This window comes from Rhizobium sp. CECT 9324 (genome assembly GCF_918741265.1).
Classification (GTDB): domain Bacteria; phylum Pseudomonadota; class Alphaproteobacteria; order Rhizobiales; family Rhizobiaceae; genus Allorhizobium.
In genome coordinates this window covers 254,295-270,078 of the sequence record NZ_CAKKMZ010000001.1, presented here as the reverse complement: position 1 = coordinate 270,078, position 15,784 = coordinate 254,295, and the positions used below count along the sequence as shown (strand labels likewise).

The window sequence follows — 15,784 nt, the reverse complement described above, 5'->3', positions numbered from 1 at the left end:
TACGCATAAAAGCTCATCCGGTGAACAAGTCACTGTGATGATTTTCGATTCGAAGTTTTGCGCAAGACGTGCTGGCTTCCCCAACACCGCGGAATGCGGGGAAAGGGGACGGTATGCGTAAATCTTCCGACGCGCACCCCCATGATTGCAAGCAATATGAGCGTGCCGATCTGGCCGCAGACACGATTAATGGTTATGCCGCCGCAAAGGGCTTGGCTGAGCCTAGCGCAAGCGAGGACGAGTACGCAGCCCAGATGGCGGGTCTGATCGCCCGACTTGTGGCGGACTTGCTACTTCCCAAGATCGGCGCCGCTCAAAAGCGGACATCTACCTCACCAGTTCTTGCGCCAGCCAAAGCAGAGCAACTTCTTACCGACAACGAGGTTGCCGCCCTCTTTAAGGTCAGCAAGCAGACCATTTGGCGCTGGATCAAAACGTCTGAGGGGTTTCCCAAGCCGTTGAAAGTCGAGAAAGGATCTACCCGCTGGCGTCTCAGCGAGGTCGTGGCATACGAAGCGCGTATGGCAGGTGAGCGATGAGAAAGCCCCGCCGCCGTAATCTCCACAGCGGGCGCCTCGCGAAGGTCAATCACTTCTACTCTCCCGACGAGGTGCAGGCCCTCTACGGAGTATGCCGCAACACGGTGGGCAATTGGCTGAGGTCTGGCTTATGTTGCTTCGAAAACGGCAGCCGCCGTCTGTTCCGAGGCGACCAATTGAATGATTTTCATCGCGCCCGGCGCGACCGTAGCAAATCACCATGCGGTCTATATGAGATCCACTGCGTCTCATGTGGGGGGAAACATTCCCTGCTGGAAGGGGGGCTTACCGTCCATCCAGGCCGCACCGGGTTGGTACGTCTGTCATTGGCTTGCTCGGAGGGACGTGGTCGCGCAAGCCGGTGGATGACGAATGAGCAATGGGCCGTGATCAAGGACGCCACAGAGCACAATCCCAATGGCACGATTCCAGACTAATGTAATGGTCACCTTCCCATTTGGATTGGGCAAATCAGACTAAATTGCCTTCGCCTGCAAAGGTGCCGGCCATCGATAGATTCTCGACGTCTTTCGATCGACCGCTGGCACCCCAACATCCCCGCAAACCGCTGTTTCCGGGGATGTTCGCAGAGGCAAAACCATGAGCAATGAATATATAAGAGAGTGAGACAGCATGCCTTCTCATCAGAATGCATTCGTTATCTACGACTATCAGACCAATCTTAAGCAAGCCCACGGCTTGAACGACAAGACGATTGATGCTGCTCTGCGGCACATACGTCAGTTCGAAGAGGCAACGGGCAATGTCGACTTCAGCCAGGTGAACCGCGATCAAATCATCGCATATAAGAATATCATGCGAGCCAAAGCCGAGGAGGAGGAGACGTTGTCCGCATCAACGGTCGTCCATAGCCTTGGCGCACTTAAAACGTTCTTCTTATGGCTCTCCAAGCAGCACAGCTTCGGCAAGATGCCACGCGATCTGCCGGACTACTTCACCCCCTCCAAACGCCTTGTAAAGATTGCCAAGGCGGCGACGGAAAAACATGTGCCGACTGCGGATGAGATCAGGACGTTGATTGCGGCGGCTCCGGTCAATACCGTTCTACAGCGGCGCGACCGCGCAATGATCGCCTTTCTCTATCTGACGGGCGTGCGTGATGGGGCGCTGGTCACGCTGCGTGTCAAGCACGTTAACACCTCGCGCAAGCTGGTCTTCCAGGATGCTAAGCAAGTCGCGACCAAAGCAAGCAAGACGATGCGGACGGCCTGGTTTCCGGTTGGCGAAGACATCGAGAAAATCGTCGTCGATTGGCTTGAGGAACTGCGAAGTCTTGGTGCACAGGATGATGATCCGCTCTTCCCCCGGGGCTCTAAAAAGCATTGGGGCGAGCTGAAGGATATGCGTTTCGATTTTCTTGCGTCCGCCACGCCTGTCCGGCATATGATGAAAGCCGCGGCCGAAACAGCGGAAGCACAATATTTCCGGCCTCATGCAATCCGTTCAACAATTGCCAGAATGATTGAACGGTGGGGTGCGACGGCCGAAGAGCGAAAGGCACTCAGCCAGAACCTCGGGCATCAGGACTACCGTACCACGTTGGTCTATTACGGTGCCCTGGACGAAGATCATCAGCACGCGCTCGTGGAATCTATCCGCAATCGAGGGGAAGTCGACCCACACCTCGATATCCTGCAACCATTCAGTAAAGCGCCCGATAATATCCGAACGGCGATGTTTGCGTTGCTTCAGCCCTATCGTTGAAGACCTAACGGCTCTTGCCGTCTGACCTTCGCGTTATCGAAATGCCCTTGCAAGCCTAGCAAGATTATGGAACTCGTGCGTATCGGTTCGCTAACTAGTCACGTAGCGACGAAGAGGAGCGGTGTCTGTCCTGGCGCTCCTGCCGATAGTCTCGGTGGCGCCGACGGAGGAACCAATCCGACAAGTAACAAACTGCCCTCGCTATGAAAATCATATCTAAGATGGTTCTCATGATGCTATCAAGCCGCGTATTACGCGCGGGTTGTCCAGTCTAGAACAACCCGCCTAAGATGAGAATACTGCGCGAAGCTCTGTTGCTTCGCTCTTCGGATTATGGAACCTATTTTGTCGGGTTGCTCACCAGTCATTGAGCTTTCAATGGAATGGTGCGTGAATTGGCATTCCTACCAGCTAAAACAGGGTCCTTACCGAAGGCGGCGGCCTAGGCTGCTCACTACCCCTTTCAGAGCGCAGCACCAAAGGCTAAGTGCCTAATTACCTCGACCGGCGATCGCTCCAGCGGCGCTGAGCGTTACTGCTTCTTACTTGGAGGTGATCATAATGCCGGTCTCGAAGCTCGAAATCGAAAAGCGTCAGGTAACCGTGATCCGGAAAGTCCCGGTCCTGAGAACCACATTCGAACCCCTTGAAGTATGCGACGTGGTTTTGAAGCACGTTAGGAGTACAGAGGTGGTACGGCTCGGGCTCAGCGAGAAGGCTCAGCCGGTTTCCAACGTGAAAATGCTGATAGACGAAACGACGAACGAGTTTCTCGGCTGCGAGGTTGAAATATTTTTCGAAGATGAAAGCTAGCCGGTCTCGTTTCGGGTCGCACTAGTTCGAAATGGTTGAGCGTGAGGAAATTTCCTACGCGAATGCAGATTCACGGTTTAAAGTTTTGGTCGCGTCGTGTCTGATTTGGGGCCGAGAGCGGACAGTCTGCTGCCAAGCACCGCCAGCGCATAGCGGCTGTTCGGAGCCAATCGATAGTTGCCAGACAGAGTGGTCGCCGTGACGCCAGACTAGCCATTCGCTCATGGGTCTTTCAAATCAGACGTTGCCGTCAGCGGCTCATTGCGCGCAAGCTACCTGGCTTCTACACTGGTTCCACGTTCAATCTCGCTACTCGGATACAGAACAACCGGCTCTTGTTTGCGGAGGCCTTCGAGAACCTGAGCTGCCAGCGCGTTTCGCTGGCCAATGGCCACCTTGCGAAGTGCGGCTCGGCCATCTTCAACGACGAAAACTCCCCAATCATCCCCGATCCGGAAAAAAGCGCCGAGAGGAAGCTGGGGAACAATCTCGTCGAACATGATGATATCGACATCCGCGCGGAATCCATGACCAAGGCTGCGCCAAAGCGCTGGTGAGGAGGCAATGTCGAGCACCACCGTCACACGTTGTTCCTCGATCCCAAGCGCCGACACCTTGGTTTCTGCGAGAGGCTCTATTCGTTTAACCCGCGCCTCAAGGTTGGCTCCACCCCAGTTGCGCACCACCGCACGCTGACCAACGCTCACTGTAACAGCATCCTCGGAGACGAGATCTACTGCGATCTCGATGTCTTCCGGATCACCAATTTCGAGCAGCGGCGTGCCAGCCTCGACGACACCCTCGCTGCGCCTGAGGACCTGAAGCACGAGACCATTAATGGGTGCCATCACGCTGATGCATTCACAGGCATTGCTCCGGCTCTTAATCTCTTGGCGCGTCAAAAGCTGCGTGCGTGTTCGACTGAGCTCGGATTCATGAACCTCAAGTGAAGCCCTCGCAGTGGCCAGGCTCGTCTCCGCAACACGAAAGGTCCTTTCCGCCTCATCAAGCGTGCGCTGTGAGATCGCCTGATGCTCGCTCTGCATCCGGGCCCGCGTGAGCTCGGTTTTGGCATAATCGAGGTTGACCCGGGCTGCTTCCACTTCGGCTGCCGCAAGCGCGCGCGCTGCCGTAGCCGCGTCAACTGCGGCGCGTTGCCCAGCCTCTGTCCGGACATCCAAAAATTCGGGAGGGGCAGGCTCGATCCTGGCGAGTTCCGTCTCGTTCGCTGCAACTCTATCCCCCGGGTCCATGGTCAGCCGCTGGAGGTAACCCCGAAGTGGGGCATGAAGAGTGTAAACATGGCGAACACGGGTTTCGCCTTCCTCGCTGATCGCAACCGTAAGAGGAGCTGTTTTCACATATGTGATATCTACAGGGACCGGTTTCGGCCAAAGTGAATAGGTCATGCCGCCGGCCAAAAGCACAAGCAGGCTTCCCCAAATGATAATCCTTCTGCCGATCACGCGCACGACACTACTCCCGTGTTTTAAGGACACTGATCAAGTCGAGGTGGTCAAGGCGCCCGCGTATGAAAGCCGCACAGGCGACGACTGTGACGGTGGCAATTAGTGATGCCTCCCCATAGGTTTGTGGCTCGACCACCAGAGGCACTCGGTAGAGCTCAGTCTGGAACGCTGACGACATGTACCAAGACAACAGGAAGCCGATGCCGCAGCCGAGGGGAATGGCAGCAATCGCCAAAAGCCCTATTTCGCCAAGCAAGATGTATGAGATCTCCCAGCGGCTAAATCCGAGAACCGCGAGCGTCGCAAGTTCACGCCCGCGCTCTGATAACGCGATCCGGATTGCATTATAGCTGACACCAAAGGAAAGGATGATGGAGAAGGTGACGAAGAAGCCGACGAAAATCAGGATCGTTTCGCCCATCGTCTTGAAGAAGGTGTCGAGTGCCGCCTGCCTGAATAGGATAGCTGTAATGCCAGGCAACGCCTTGAGCTTCATCAAGAGGCGGCCTTGCTCGGATGCGTCAAGCTTCACATGCAGTCCCGAGATGACTAAACCGTCATTCATCAAGCGATTGAGCGCATTGAGCTCCAGGTACACGGGCGTGCCAATATATGTCTGGAAGGTCTGCAACACCGGCAAGTCGAAAGTTGGTCTGTTTCCTTCCAAAACTTGTACCTGAACCATGTCGCCGACGCTGACATGGAGTAGTTCCGCCAGGATCGATGACATGACGAGCCCCTCGGCTCGAGGAGACAGGACCAGCCCGCGTTCGTCGTAAATCGGGCTGAGGCTCGCATGTTCAGGGATCCCACTTATCCCTTGTCGCTTCGTCCGATGCCCATGCGAAATCTCTGCCGCCACGCTGCGGAAGGGCTCAGTTGCAAGCACCGCCGGAAGGTGCATGAAATCGATTTCACTCTTGCGCGGCTCTATCTCGTTGAAGATGATCGTCGCATCCTGGTGTTGCGACCTCTCGAAGACCGTTCGAGCCAAAAGGTTCACGGCGTCCATCCATTGCAGCGCCAATACAAGCACAGCGACAGACATGGCGAGACCAAGCGTGGTGAGAAACGCCCTGACAGGCCAGCGCATGATCCGCCTGAGGATAATTCGCGTCGGCTCGTCCAGCATGTTCAAGCGCGCCGATGCGCGGCTGTAACTGGGTGGGCTGGGGGGAAGCATCGCAGCGGCCGGTGGGAGCCGAACAGCTCGCACCACCATAGCAGCCGAGCCGGCGAGCGCGGCGGCAAGGCTGACGGAAGCTGCAATTACAAAACCTTGTGGGCTTGGTCGGTAAAGGAGAAAGGGAAATCGATAGAAGTTGGCATAGAGGCTGGTATTCCAGTGCCCGAGCCAGGCGCCGAGCGCCCAGCCGAGGAGCACGCCGATTGAGGAGATGGCGAGCACCATTTTGGCATAATGCCAACCGATTGCCCAGTTGCTGTAACCGAAGGCCTTGAGCAGACCGATCTCCCGCCTCTCCGTCTGGATCAGCCTGCCCATCACCATATTGGTGAGAAATGCCGCCACTGCGAGAAAGATCGTCGGCAAGATGCGTGACATATTGATCTGCTGGCGGATCTCACTCTGCAGGAACCAGTTGGAAATCTGATCTTCGCGCGCATATCCACCTTGGCCTGCATAAGGCTCAAGAAGGATGTCCAGGCCGGCGATTACGGCCTTGGTGTCTGCACCACGCAATAGTGTCAGCGTCACGCTGTTGAAGGCCTGATCCATGTCGAAAGCTGCGGCGAGGCTGGTCCGGTCCATCCACAGAATTCCGAAACGACGGTCATCAGGCATCATGCCACCAGGGGCGATTGCATAGATAAACTCAGGGCTCAGGGCCGTCGCCACTACCCGAAGGATACGCCTCTGCGAGCCTAACACTGCTTCGAATGTATCGCCGACCACGAGCCCATGAGCCACGGCGAAGGGTTCGTTCAAGACCACAGCGTCTGTTTCGCCCTGCTCCGGCAGCCTCCCGGACCGGACGACAAGGACATTGTGCAACTGTGGACTGCTTGCAGGCAGTGAGATCACCTGGCCAATTGCAGGCTCGTTGAAGTTCGATATGGCGAGGATGGCGCCGCGGACGATCCGGCTTTCGGCAGCGGCGACACCCGGAATATCGGCAATGTTGCGAATAAGCCGCTCCGGTACGCGCTTCGCCTGAGCAAAAACCTCTGCGAACCGTGAGCGCTGGTAATAGGCATCCGTGGTTTCCTGGAGCGCTTGAATGGTGGTCAAAGCCATGACAAGCAGGGCAGCACCGGAAGCGACGACCAGCGAAACCGCCAAGACCTGCATCTTTAGACGCCACAGATCCCGGACAAGTTTGTAATCAAGGCTAGACATAATCACCACGTCACCTCGGCCAGGGCGCGCCGTGTCTGGTTGACATGCGTCTCGACAATTCTACCGTCGCCGAAGAAGAGCACACGGTCAGCGACATCGGCGATGCCGGCATTGTGGGTGATGATTGCGGTTGTCGTTCCGAGCTCGTTGTTGACCCGCAGAATAGCTTCCAGCACCAAAATTCCGGTCTTACTGTCGAGCGCACCCGTTGGCTCGTCGCACAAGAGCAAGGCGGGTCGCTTGGCGATGGCGCGTGCCACAGCCACGCGCTGTTGCTCGCCGCCCGAGAGCTGGGAGGGGAAATGATCTTGTCGCTCGCTCAGCCCCACGAGTGCCAGAGCCTCAGCGGGATGCATGGGATCACTGGCAATCTCCGTGACCAGAGCGACATTCTCCCGCGCTGTCAGGCTGGGGATGAGATTGTAGAACTGGAAAATAAAGCCCACGTGCTCACGCCGGTACGTCGTCAAAGCCCGGTCGGTCGCGTGTGTGAGATCATGATCGCGGAAACAGACTTCACCGCTTGTTGGTTGATCCAAACCACCCAAGATGTTGAGCAGGGTCGATTTCCCGCTGCCAGACGGGCCAAGAAAAACGACAAGCTCGCCCTCGTAGAGATCAAGGTCTACCTGATCAAGAGCTGTGACCTCGACCGCACCCATCTTGTAGATTTTCGTCAAGGCGCGACCCTTGAGGGCCGCAGGTTTCACATCGCCCATTAGCGCTGCCTTCCATGCCTGGTGGGAAGATTTCCACTGCACCTTCAGATCGATTGCAGAAGGATTAGCGTAACTGCTCTGTGAAGGAGTTGCGATAAATCAAAGCGCCACACCGCCTGGCTCGGTATCGAAAAAAGTGTCTCGTGTCGGGGATCGATTCAAAGGCGATTCTGCAAGGGCAAGCATTTGGGGGAAGCGTCTTACTGTCGGGAAGAGGCTCATGGCAGCGGGTTGCCGGAAAGGTTCGCATACGTCTGAGACACGAATTGTGTACGGTTAGACCTTCACACATTACTGGTGAGTTCGCAGCCACCTCCCCTTAGGACAGTGCTTATGCCTTCCGATCACTCCAAGACTGCAGAACCCCAGCTCCTGCGGCGTCTCGGTCTGCTTCACGCCGTCCTGTACGGTCTGGGTGTCACGATCGGCGCCGGCATTTACGTGCTGGTGGGTGTCGCGGCCGGTAGATCGGGAATGCATGCGCCGCTTGCCTTTGCACTGGCCGCGATCGTCATGGGCTTGAGTGCGGCTTCATTTGCCGAACTCGGGACACGCATGCCGGTGAGCGCCAGCGAAGCGGCCTATGTCGACCGGGCTTTTCACCGCCCTTGGCTCAGCCTTGCCACCGGCCTTCTGGTCATCATGACCGCAGTGATTTCCGCCTCGACGATCAGTTCAGGCAGTGCCGGATATCTGCAGACCTTCCTTCCCGTCGACAGGGGGTGGATCATCGCCGGGGTGGTCATCGCGATGGGGCTCGTCTCCTGCCTCGCAACCATTCACTCCGTCACCTTTGCGGGCCTCATGACGCTGGTCGAGGTCGCAGGGCTGGTGCTGATCGTCGGGGCTGGTGTCTGGAACGGAACGGGCTTGCTCACGCGCCTGCCCGAGATCTGGCCCGGCGGCGATTTTGTGGGATGGCTGGGCGTGGCAAGCACAACCATGATAGCGGTTTTTGCCTTTATCGGCTTCGAACACCTGGTCAACGTGGCCGAAGAGATGAAGGCGCCGCGCCGCACGCTGCCCGCTGCCCTGTTCCTCACTCTGGGCCTGACCGCGGTCATCTATGGACTGGTTGTCTGGGTATCGATCACAGCCGTACCGCCTTCAGAACTTGCCGCTTCCAGCGCGCCACTTGCGCTGGTCTTCGAGCGGTTGACGGGTTGGCCGCCATCCAGCTTGAGCGTGATCGCCATCGTCGCAACGCTCAATGGCGTCATCGTCCACATGATCATGATCGCTCGGGTCATCTATGGCCTGGCCCAACAGGGAAACCTTCCTCCAGTTCTGGGACGGGTGAGCGGGATGACAGGGACACCGCTTGTTGCTACCGGCATCGGGGTTACCCTCATCCTGTTCTTCTCGACCGCGCTCCCGCTGGAGGGGCTCGCCGAACTCACCTCGCAGGGCACACTGGTTCTTTTTGCAATCGTGAACCTGGCTCTGATCCGCATCAAGTGGCGGGAGGCTAGCCCGCCCTCTGACGTCTTCGTCTGTCCGAGATGGGTACCCTATGCTGGTCTTGCGGCCAGTCTCTTGCTCTTGGTGTTCGACAGTCTTCCCTTGTCTTGATGTCGATCAAGTCCCGCATGGGGCCTGATGATACCGTGCATCTCGTGAACCTCCAGGAGGATCAGATGAGGAGGACGTGGGATGCTTGAATACAGGATCTCGGCGCAGCGGCTCGATCCCAGCCAGAGCGTGGCGCGTAGCCAGAGTGCAGAGATCAGGCTTGCCACCGGACTGACCGGTCCGGTCGACGCCTTCAATCCGGCCGAACTGTTGCTGGCATCTGTTGCAGCCTGCATGATCAAGGGGATCGAGCGTGTCCTGCCCCTTCTCGATTTCTCTCTCGATGGCGTCGAAGTGATGCTTTACGCCGTCCGGCAGGATGATCCGCCGCGTATCGTCTCCATTGACTATGAACTCGTGGTCGATACCGAAGAGAGCGACCAGCGGCTCGAACTCTTGCACAAGAACGTCCGCAAATACGGCACGATCTCCAACACCGTGGCTCTCGCGACCCGCCTTGATGGCGTGATCCGGAGGGCCTCATGAGGAGCCTTCACAGCGAAACGCATCTCGTTTCCCGGATCGGATGGCTGCGAGCCGCCGTTCTCGGCGCCAATGACGGCATCGTATCGACCGCAAGCCTGATCGTCGGGGTGGCAGCCTCTGCGGCGGGAGTTCCGAGATCCTGATCGCCGGCATCGCCGGACTGGTGGCCGGAGCCATGTCCATGGCGGCGGGCGAATATGTTTCGGTGAGCTCCCAGGCCGACACCGAACAGGCCGATCTCACCCGCGAACGGCTGGAGCTTGAGAGCCAGCCCGATCTGGAGCGCGAAGAACTTGCACAGCTATATGTCAAGCGCGGTGTCGATATCGACCTGGCCAGAAGGCTGGCCGAGCAGTTGATGCAGAAGGGTGCGCTCGAAGCGCATGCCCGCGAAGAACTCGGCATTTCCGAGATCACCACCGCCCGACCGATCATGGCTGCCCTGACATCGGCGCTGACCTTTGCTATCGGCGCCATGATGCCGCTTGCCATGGTGTGGCTGGCGCCCGCCAACCAGCTCGTGTGGCTTGTCTCTGCAGCGTCACTGCTGTTTCTCGCGCTGCTTGGAGCCATAGGCGCCAAGGCTGGCGGGCAGACGTGCTGAAGGCCACAATCCGCGTCACCTTCTGGGGTGCCTTTGCCATGGCGCTGACCGCAGGGATTGGCGCGCTGGTCGGAACCGCCGTCTAGGTGGTGTACGACGCTCACAAGGGTATGCTTCGGTGTGGGTGCCACACCGCTAACAGGACCGGCATGCGCCGGTCGCGAGGGAGTGAGATCATGACCTATACACTCGACAAGACAATCAAAGGCATGCCATTTGACGCTGCGGTCGCAGCCACCAGGGAGGCCCTGTCGACCAAAGGATTCGGTGTGCTGACCGAAATCGATGTGCGCGCGACAATGAAGAAGAAGCTCGACGTCGATGTGGCTTACTATCTCATTCTCGGCGCATGCAATCCGAAAATGGCGCTCGAGGCGATGAAGATGGAACCCAGGGTCGGGGCCATGCTGCCCTGCAATGTGATCGTGCGATCGCTGGAGGACGGGACCATCATGGTCAGCGCCATCGATCCCGTCGCCTCGATGCAGGCGATCGACAACCCGGAACTCAAGACAGTCGCCGGACAGGTCCGGTCTCTCCTGCACGACGCCGTTTCCGCCATCTGAGGCGTCGGTTCCCCGGCTCTGCCGCAGGCTCACTGAACGGGTCAGCATTGTGCCCGGCCCACGACGGCGTCTCCGCTCGCACCGGCCTTAGGTCTCGAGGGCGCACCTGATCTTGCGGACGATGGCGCGGCGAGCCTTGTCGTCTGCAGCCATGCGAAGCTCGGCCTGGAGATCCTGGATCAGTCCTTGATAGTCGTTGTTCCAGTCGCGATGACCCGCCTGCGCAGGTTCGATGCGAGGCGGGGGCAGGAAGGTCGAGATGTCGACGGGGCCATCGGCGTCGAGCCGAAAGGCCGAGTCGATGTGGGGGATGAAGATCCGCTCCTCGCCAACAACAGCGGCAACCCGTGCCTTCATGGCAGCCAGTGCCTGATCTTCACCATGCACCAGGAAAGCTGCGTGGCGGATCGGCTTTCGGGCTGAGAGCCAGTCCGCCAGCTCGCCACCATCAGCATGTCCGCTGTAGACATCGATCGAACGGATCCTCGCCCTCACGGCGATCTCGTCGCCCTGGATCTTCACGGTCGCCGCACCGTCCTGGAGTATGCGTCCGAGCGTTCCCGCAGCCTGGAAGCCGACGAGAAGCACCGTCCCCTCCTCCCGCCACAGCCAGTTTTTCAGCCTGTGGCGGATGCGTCCTGCCTCGCACATGCCACTCGCTGCGATCACGATATGAAAGCCCTTCACGAAGTCCAGCGCCTTGGATTGCTCGACGCTTTCGGTGAAGCGTACGAAGTGCGAGCGGATCGCGCGCTCTAGAAGGTCGCCATTTTCCAATTCGCTGGCATGGGCCTTGAATATCTCGGTCGCCCTTGTTGCCAGCGGGGAGTCGATGATGACGGGGCATTCGGGGATCTTCCCTTTCTCCATCAGGAAGGCGAGATCGGCCAGAAGTTCCTGGGTTCTCTCGACGGCGAAGGAGGGAATGATCAGAGCCCCGTCCTGATGCCGCGCGGCGGCGTTCACCTCATCCTGCAAGATCCGTCTGCGCATCTCGTCGGTCGTGTCGATCCGGTCCCGGTCGCCATAGGTGCTCTCGCACACCACGTAGTCCCAGCCTTGAGGCGCTTCCGGATCAGCCTGGAGCAGTTTAAAGGCCGGCCCGAGATCACCGGAAAAGAGAAGCCGGACTGGCGCCTCGCTGCTGATCTCGATCTCCACAGAGGCCGATCCAAGCAGATGACCGGCATTCCAGAAGCGGATGCGAATGCTGTCACCCAGATCCTGCCACTGACGCAACGGCAACGGTCTGAACTGGGTGAGCGTCGCCTCCGCATCCTCGGCGGTATAGATCGGCTCGACGACCTCACGGGCGCGCCGCCGGTTCCGGCGGTTTAGCTGCTCGACTTCGAATTCCTGTATATGGGCCGAATCCGGCAGCATCACGCTGCACAGATCAATCGTACCACGCGTTGCGTAAATCGGTCCGGCATAACCATGCTTCACGAGCTTCGGCAGAAGGCCCGAATGATCGATATGGGCATGGGTCAGGATCACAGCGTCAATCTGGCGGGGATCGAACGGGAAAGCCCTGTAGTTCAATTGCTTCTCGCTCTTGGAGCCTTGGAACATCCCGCAATCCACAAGGATGTGCCGACCATGGGTCTCGAGACTGAAGCATGATCCTGTTACCGTGCCTGCGGCGCCATGGAAACTGAGTTTTGGGGCTGAACGCATTGTGTTGTCCTCCTCAGGCAGCACACTAGGCCTAAACGGACGTTGGTCGCTTGACTGGCATCAAGCCATGTCGCGATCATTCCGAAATCTGCGTCCAAGACTATTCAAACGGCCGGATGCGAGGCGCTGAACGCCGCCGTCAGGCGTATTCCAGGAGCAGCAAGCGAACTGGCAGCTTTCAGGTTCACGCCTTGGTGCATTTAGTGACCGTTCAGAGGGCGCGTTGCAGATTGGCAGCTTTCGCCTCACTCAGTGATCACTGATCTCCGTTATCCGACCCTCACGTGTCGTCGGGCCTTCTCAAGGATCTCAACGGCGGGGTCATGATCGAATGATCGTCGGCGCCATCGTCGCCTTGCCGGGTGACCAGATCCTTTAGTTCAAGGGCACTGAGAATAGGGACTACCCGACCTTGCCACCCGCATCCCAAACATACTGGTCGCTCCCAAAGTCGGCCGACATCGTTGTCGTACTCTCCGACCTCCGGATGTAGATGGGAGGAGCCGCACTTGGGGCAGGCAAGTGGGACGCCACGTATTTCGTGGAGAATGATGGAGCTGATATTTCCGACAGCAAAATCCATCATCGAGAGCGCCAGTTCGGCGTCTCGCCAAGTCGATGATTTCGAGTGCGCAAGCCAGTTTGCAAAGGTCCAGGCTGACTCTGCTGCACCTTTCAGTAGGCCGCGCCGTTCCTTGTTTGTGTCGCCTGGATAAAGGTCGTTGATGATGATCTCGATCCAGCCTCTGAAATTTTCTCGTTTCGGAGGATCCCCGGTCCATCGCGCAGTGTCCTGCGCAGTACCGATGAAGTCCAGCATCACTTCTCGAGATCTCACTCCTATGGTCTGAAAATCAGAGAGCCGCATCGCGCTGGAAAGCGAGTCATGAGCGTCACGGAGTTTCGCGAACGTTGTTCCGAAAGGGAGCAGCCGCATTGCTTCAGGAGCTTGATCTTGAGGTCTTTCCTTCGGTGTCCGGATCTGCAATCCCATATGGAAGGTGAAGCAGAGATCCATGTTTGGAAACTGCTCTTGGGAATAGAGGTTAAGCGGATTTGTTATCACCCACCACCGGTCCTTGTTGGTATGGATGTCCCAAACGGCGTGTGGCGTACCAAGTATTGCCTCGACGTAAACCTTCTGCATGAAGGTGATATCAAGCTCGGGAGCTTGCCATTGGAAGTACCCGCGAACGTCTTCCTCTTCTTCTTTCGTTACTCTTAACATCATTTACCTCCACACGAGCTCGCGACCTCCGAAGTTGCCGCCGCGGGGAAACGCCTCCAACAAAGACCATGCGCATTGCTCTGGTTGAAGACAATCCCTGCCAGCGCAAAGACTTGGATAAGTCAGATACCCAGACGACATATGTCACTTGTGCGACACGCTTCCGCAATGTCCGCTTTCGGATTTCGCGCAGGGTCCTAGTTATGCACTACTTCGTAGTCTTCTCCGGCCATCACCTTCTTGAACAGGTTCACAGCCTCGTGGGACCATTTCCGAGCCATGCTGGAAGCCTTGGTGCCAGTCTTGATCCGGCAATGATAGCGATTGTCAGTCGACCTGAGGTCGACTCCCTTTTCCGCTTTGATCCTATGGATCAACTTGTTCAACGGCGCCCAGTGCGGAAGATCAAGCCGGGCTGCGAGCTGCGTGATGGTAAGCGGGTGAGACTGGTTGGGATTGTCGACGACGGTAATGCCGAGCAACGTCGGCAGAAAGTCCTTCTCGTCAGCGACCTTCTCAAGCGTCTCGTAGTTGACCTCGACCGCGCCGGAGGGAATATCGTGGCGGATCAGTTTCATAGTCCTCGCCGCAAGCGCGCGCACGAGCTTAGGATTGATTGATTTCAGCGCCGACTGGCTCTTCAGCGCTTCGAACACCCAATTGAAGTCGTTGGTGTGGATCGCACGGATACGAAACTCCTTTCCATCGACGGCAAAAACCGCCTGGTCCGGAGGATGCTTTTCGATATGGTCGGCCCTCCAGACGACCTGGTAGACGTTCGGAATAAGCCCGTCCTCATCCGCGACCAACTCGCCGATATCCCTCAGGATTGACTTAACATTTGGATCGCCCAGCCCGTAACCCAGGATGAAGACCGGGTGCTCCGCGAAGTACGTCAGGAGCTTTGCCGACACATACTTCTTCTTTTCCGTCCATTCCTCATAGTCGGCCTTCGTCAGTACAATCGATTTGGGATTGGTGACGTCACCATGGATGTGAAAGATCTCGCCAAAGCTATTGGTATTATACCGGAGGATGGTCTGGCCACTGATCGGTTCGTATCCATCGAAAACCTGCTCGAGGAACATGTCGTAGTTCGTCGTGATGATAGCGTGAGGCTTGATGTCCGCGAATGCTGCAATCTCTTTCGCCAAGTGGTCGTCTGTGATTTCCGAAAGCGTCGGGGTGCCAGAGGCGATATGCTCGCAGACAAGATGCTTCAGGAAGACGTCCTTGCTCACTTTCGACGAGAAGTATTCCGCCGGGAACTGATCCCTCGCGTCCTTCCATGCCCATTCGAAGGTAAGTTCCGAAAGCACGGTCCCCACCTCGACCATGTCGTCATCGTACTTTTGCCGATTGTATTCATAGGCATCGACGCCGGCCGGAAGCTTTCCGAACATGGCTTTCAAGAGTTCCGCCCAGTTGGGCGCGCCGAAGTATCTCCGGGATATTCCGCTTCCTACGAATAGGATTGGCTGGCATTCGAATTCCAGCAGCAGGTCTCTGATGGCCGCGTCCGCCTTCAGTTGATAGGATGCTTCCTGTTCCACGAATCTTTCTCCACCACCTACTACGATACCGCATGTGGAGCGACCGCAAGTCAATCTCACGTTGAGTAGATAAGCACCTGACTCACAGCCTTTTTCGGAATCAATTCCGCATCATCCCGTCCTTACTTAAACGCCGTCAGCAGTTTACTTCAGTAGGAATCGGGAAGCTCCACTGTCCGTATACAGCGGCCACCCGAAGAGGATTCGAGCCTCCCGTTCGGGATCCCTCAGTGTCATGTCTGGCTGAGAAACTGAAGTGTTCGAGCTGTGGACAACGCGGTGCGGCAAGGGGCGCCTTGATCGATTGGGAAAATCTACTCCGCGACTATATCTGACGTAGGAAGCCATAGTAAATTGGCCCCAGCCTATGGCGCCCGCACTTAGTGCGTCCTAGGGATCACCACTCGAATAGCAGACTGGCTGCTTCCAGGAGTGACTGCGCGTGGTATGAACGACCGATTCGATGGCGCAAAG

General features: G+C 57.5%; 13 protein-coding genes and 1 pseudogene. 8 read left to right on the top strand and 6 right to left on the bottom strand.

The window, feature by feature from the left end; genetic code table 11:
* Nucleotides 1-113 precede the first annotated feature (113 nt).
* From LQ231_RS01245 to LQ231_RS01235, 4 genes are all read left to right on the top strand, one after another.
* Nucleotides 114-539: a helix-turn-helix domain-containing protein gene (locus LQ231_RS01245; protein WP_230169981.1), complete on the top strand. Its 426-nt coding sequence runs from the start codon at nucleotides 114-116 to the stop codon at nucleotides 537-539.
* Nucleotides 536-976 carry a helix-turn-helix domain-containing protein gene (locus LQ231_RS27255; RefSeq protein ID WP_356634608.1) on the top strand — a complete coding sequence of 147 codons (441 nt, stop codon included), beginning with the start codon at nucleotides 536-538 and terminating at the stop codon, nucleotides 974-976. The genes LQ231_RS01245 and LQ231_RS27255 overlap by 4 nt, the downstream gene beginning before the upstream one ends.
* Nucleotides 977-1,172: 196 nt before the next feature.
* Entirely contained in the window at nucleotides 1,173-2,264 is a 1,092-nt protein-coding gene (locus tag LQ231_RS01240; RefSeq protein WP_230169980.1) for a tyrosine-type recombinase/integrase, read from the top strand.
* A gap of 561 nt (nucleotides 2,265-2,825) precedes the next feature.
* The gene (locus LQ231_RS01235) at nucleotides 2,826-3,077 is read left to right on the top strand and encodes a hypothetical protein (RefSeq protein ID WP_230169979.1); all 252 of its coding nucleotides are present in this window, start codon (nucleotides 2,826-2,828) and stop codon (nucleotides 3,075-3,077) included.
* 272 nt (nucleotides 3,078-3,349) lie between these two features.
* Here LQ231_RS01235 and LQ231_RS01230 read toward each other — a convergent pair whose 3' ends face one another.
* From LQ231_RS01230 to LQ231_RS01220, 3 genes are all read right to left on the bottom strand, one after another.
* Nucleotides 3,350-4,549, bottom strand: a complete 1,200-nt coding sequence (locus LQ231_RS01230) for an HlyD family efflux transporter periplasmic adaptor subunit (RefSeq protein WP_230169978.1) — start codon at nucleotides 4,547-4,549, stop codon at nucleotides 3,350-3,352.
* 4 nt (nucleotides 4,550-4,553) lie between these two features.
* Entirely contained in the window at nucleotides 4,554-6,500 is a 1,947-nt protein-coding gene (locus LQ231_RS01225) for an FtsX-like permease family protein (protein ID WP_230169977.1), read from the bottom strand.
* 407 nt (nucleotides 6,501-6,907) lie between these two features.
* Complete coding sequence (locus LQ231_RS01220; protein ID WP_230169976.1) at nucleotides 6,908-7,624, bottom strand: ABC transporter ATP-binding protein; 717 nt, start codon at nucleotides 7,622-7,624, stop codon at nucleotides 6,908-6,910.
* A gap of 333 nt (nucleotides 7,625-7,957) precedes the next feature.
* On the opposite strand from LQ231_RS01220, the gene LQ231_RS01215 reads away from it, so the two are divergent.
* The 4 genes and pseudogenes from LQ231_RS01215 to LQ231_RS01200 all read left to right on the top strand — a co-directional run bounded on the left by LQ231_RS01215 (nucleotide 7,958) and on the right by LQ231_RS01200 (nucleotide 10,852).
* A complete protein-coding gene (locus LQ231_RS01215; RefSeq protein WP_230169975.1) occupies nucleotides 7,958-9,196 on the top strand; it encodes an amino acid permease in 1,239 nt (412 codons plus the stop codon).
* Between the two features lie 81 nt (nucleotides 9,197-9,277).
* Complete coding sequence (locus LQ231_RS01210; RefSeq protein WP_230169974.1) at nucleotides 9,278-9,682, top strand: OsmC family protein; 405 nt, start codon at nucleotides 9,278-9,280, stop codon at nucleotides 9,680-9,682.
* Nucleotides 9,679-10,372: pseudogene (locus LQ231_RS01205) on the top strand (VIT family protein). The gene LQ231_RS01210 and the pseudogene LQ231_RS01205 overlap by 4 nt, the downstream one beginning before the upstream one ends.
* Nucleotides 10,373-10,462: 90 nt before the next feature.
* A complete protein-coding gene (locus LQ231_RS01200) occupies nucleotides 10,463-10,852 on the top strand; it encodes a DUF302 domain-containing protein (RefSeq protein ID WP_230169973.1) in 390 nt (129 codons plus the stop codon).
* 87 nt (nucleotides 10,853-10,939) lie between these two features.
* Here LQ231_RS01200 and LQ231_RS01195 read toward each other — a convergent pair whose 3' ends face one another.
* The 3 genes from LQ231_RS01195 to LQ231_RS01185 all read right to left on the bottom strand — a co-directional run bounded on the left by LQ231_RS01195 (nucleotide 10,940) and on the right by LQ231_RS01185 (nucleotide 15,310).
* Complete coding sequence (locus LQ231_RS01195) at nucleotides 10,940-12,529, bottom strand: MBL fold metallo-hydrolase (RefSeq protein ID WP_230169972.1); 1,590 nt, start codon at nucleotides 12,527-12,529, stop codon at nucleotides 10,940-10,942.
* 280 nt (nucleotides 12,530-12,809) lie between these two features.
* Nucleotides 12,810-13,760, bottom strand: coding sequence for a hypothetical protein (locus LQ231_RS01190; RefSeq protein WP_230169971.1), 951 nt, complete (start codon nucleotides 13,758-13,760; stop codon nucleotides 12,810-12,812).
* A gap of 194 nt (nucleotides 13,761-13,954) precedes the next feature.
* The gene (locus LQ231_RS01185; protein WP_230169970.1) at nucleotides 13,955-15,310 is read right to left on the bottom strand and encodes an SIR2 family protein; all 1,356 of its coding nucleotides are present in this window, start codon (nucleotides 15,308-15,310) and stop codon (nucleotides 13,955-13,957) included.
* Nucleotides 15,311-15,784 lie beyond the last annotated feature (474 nt).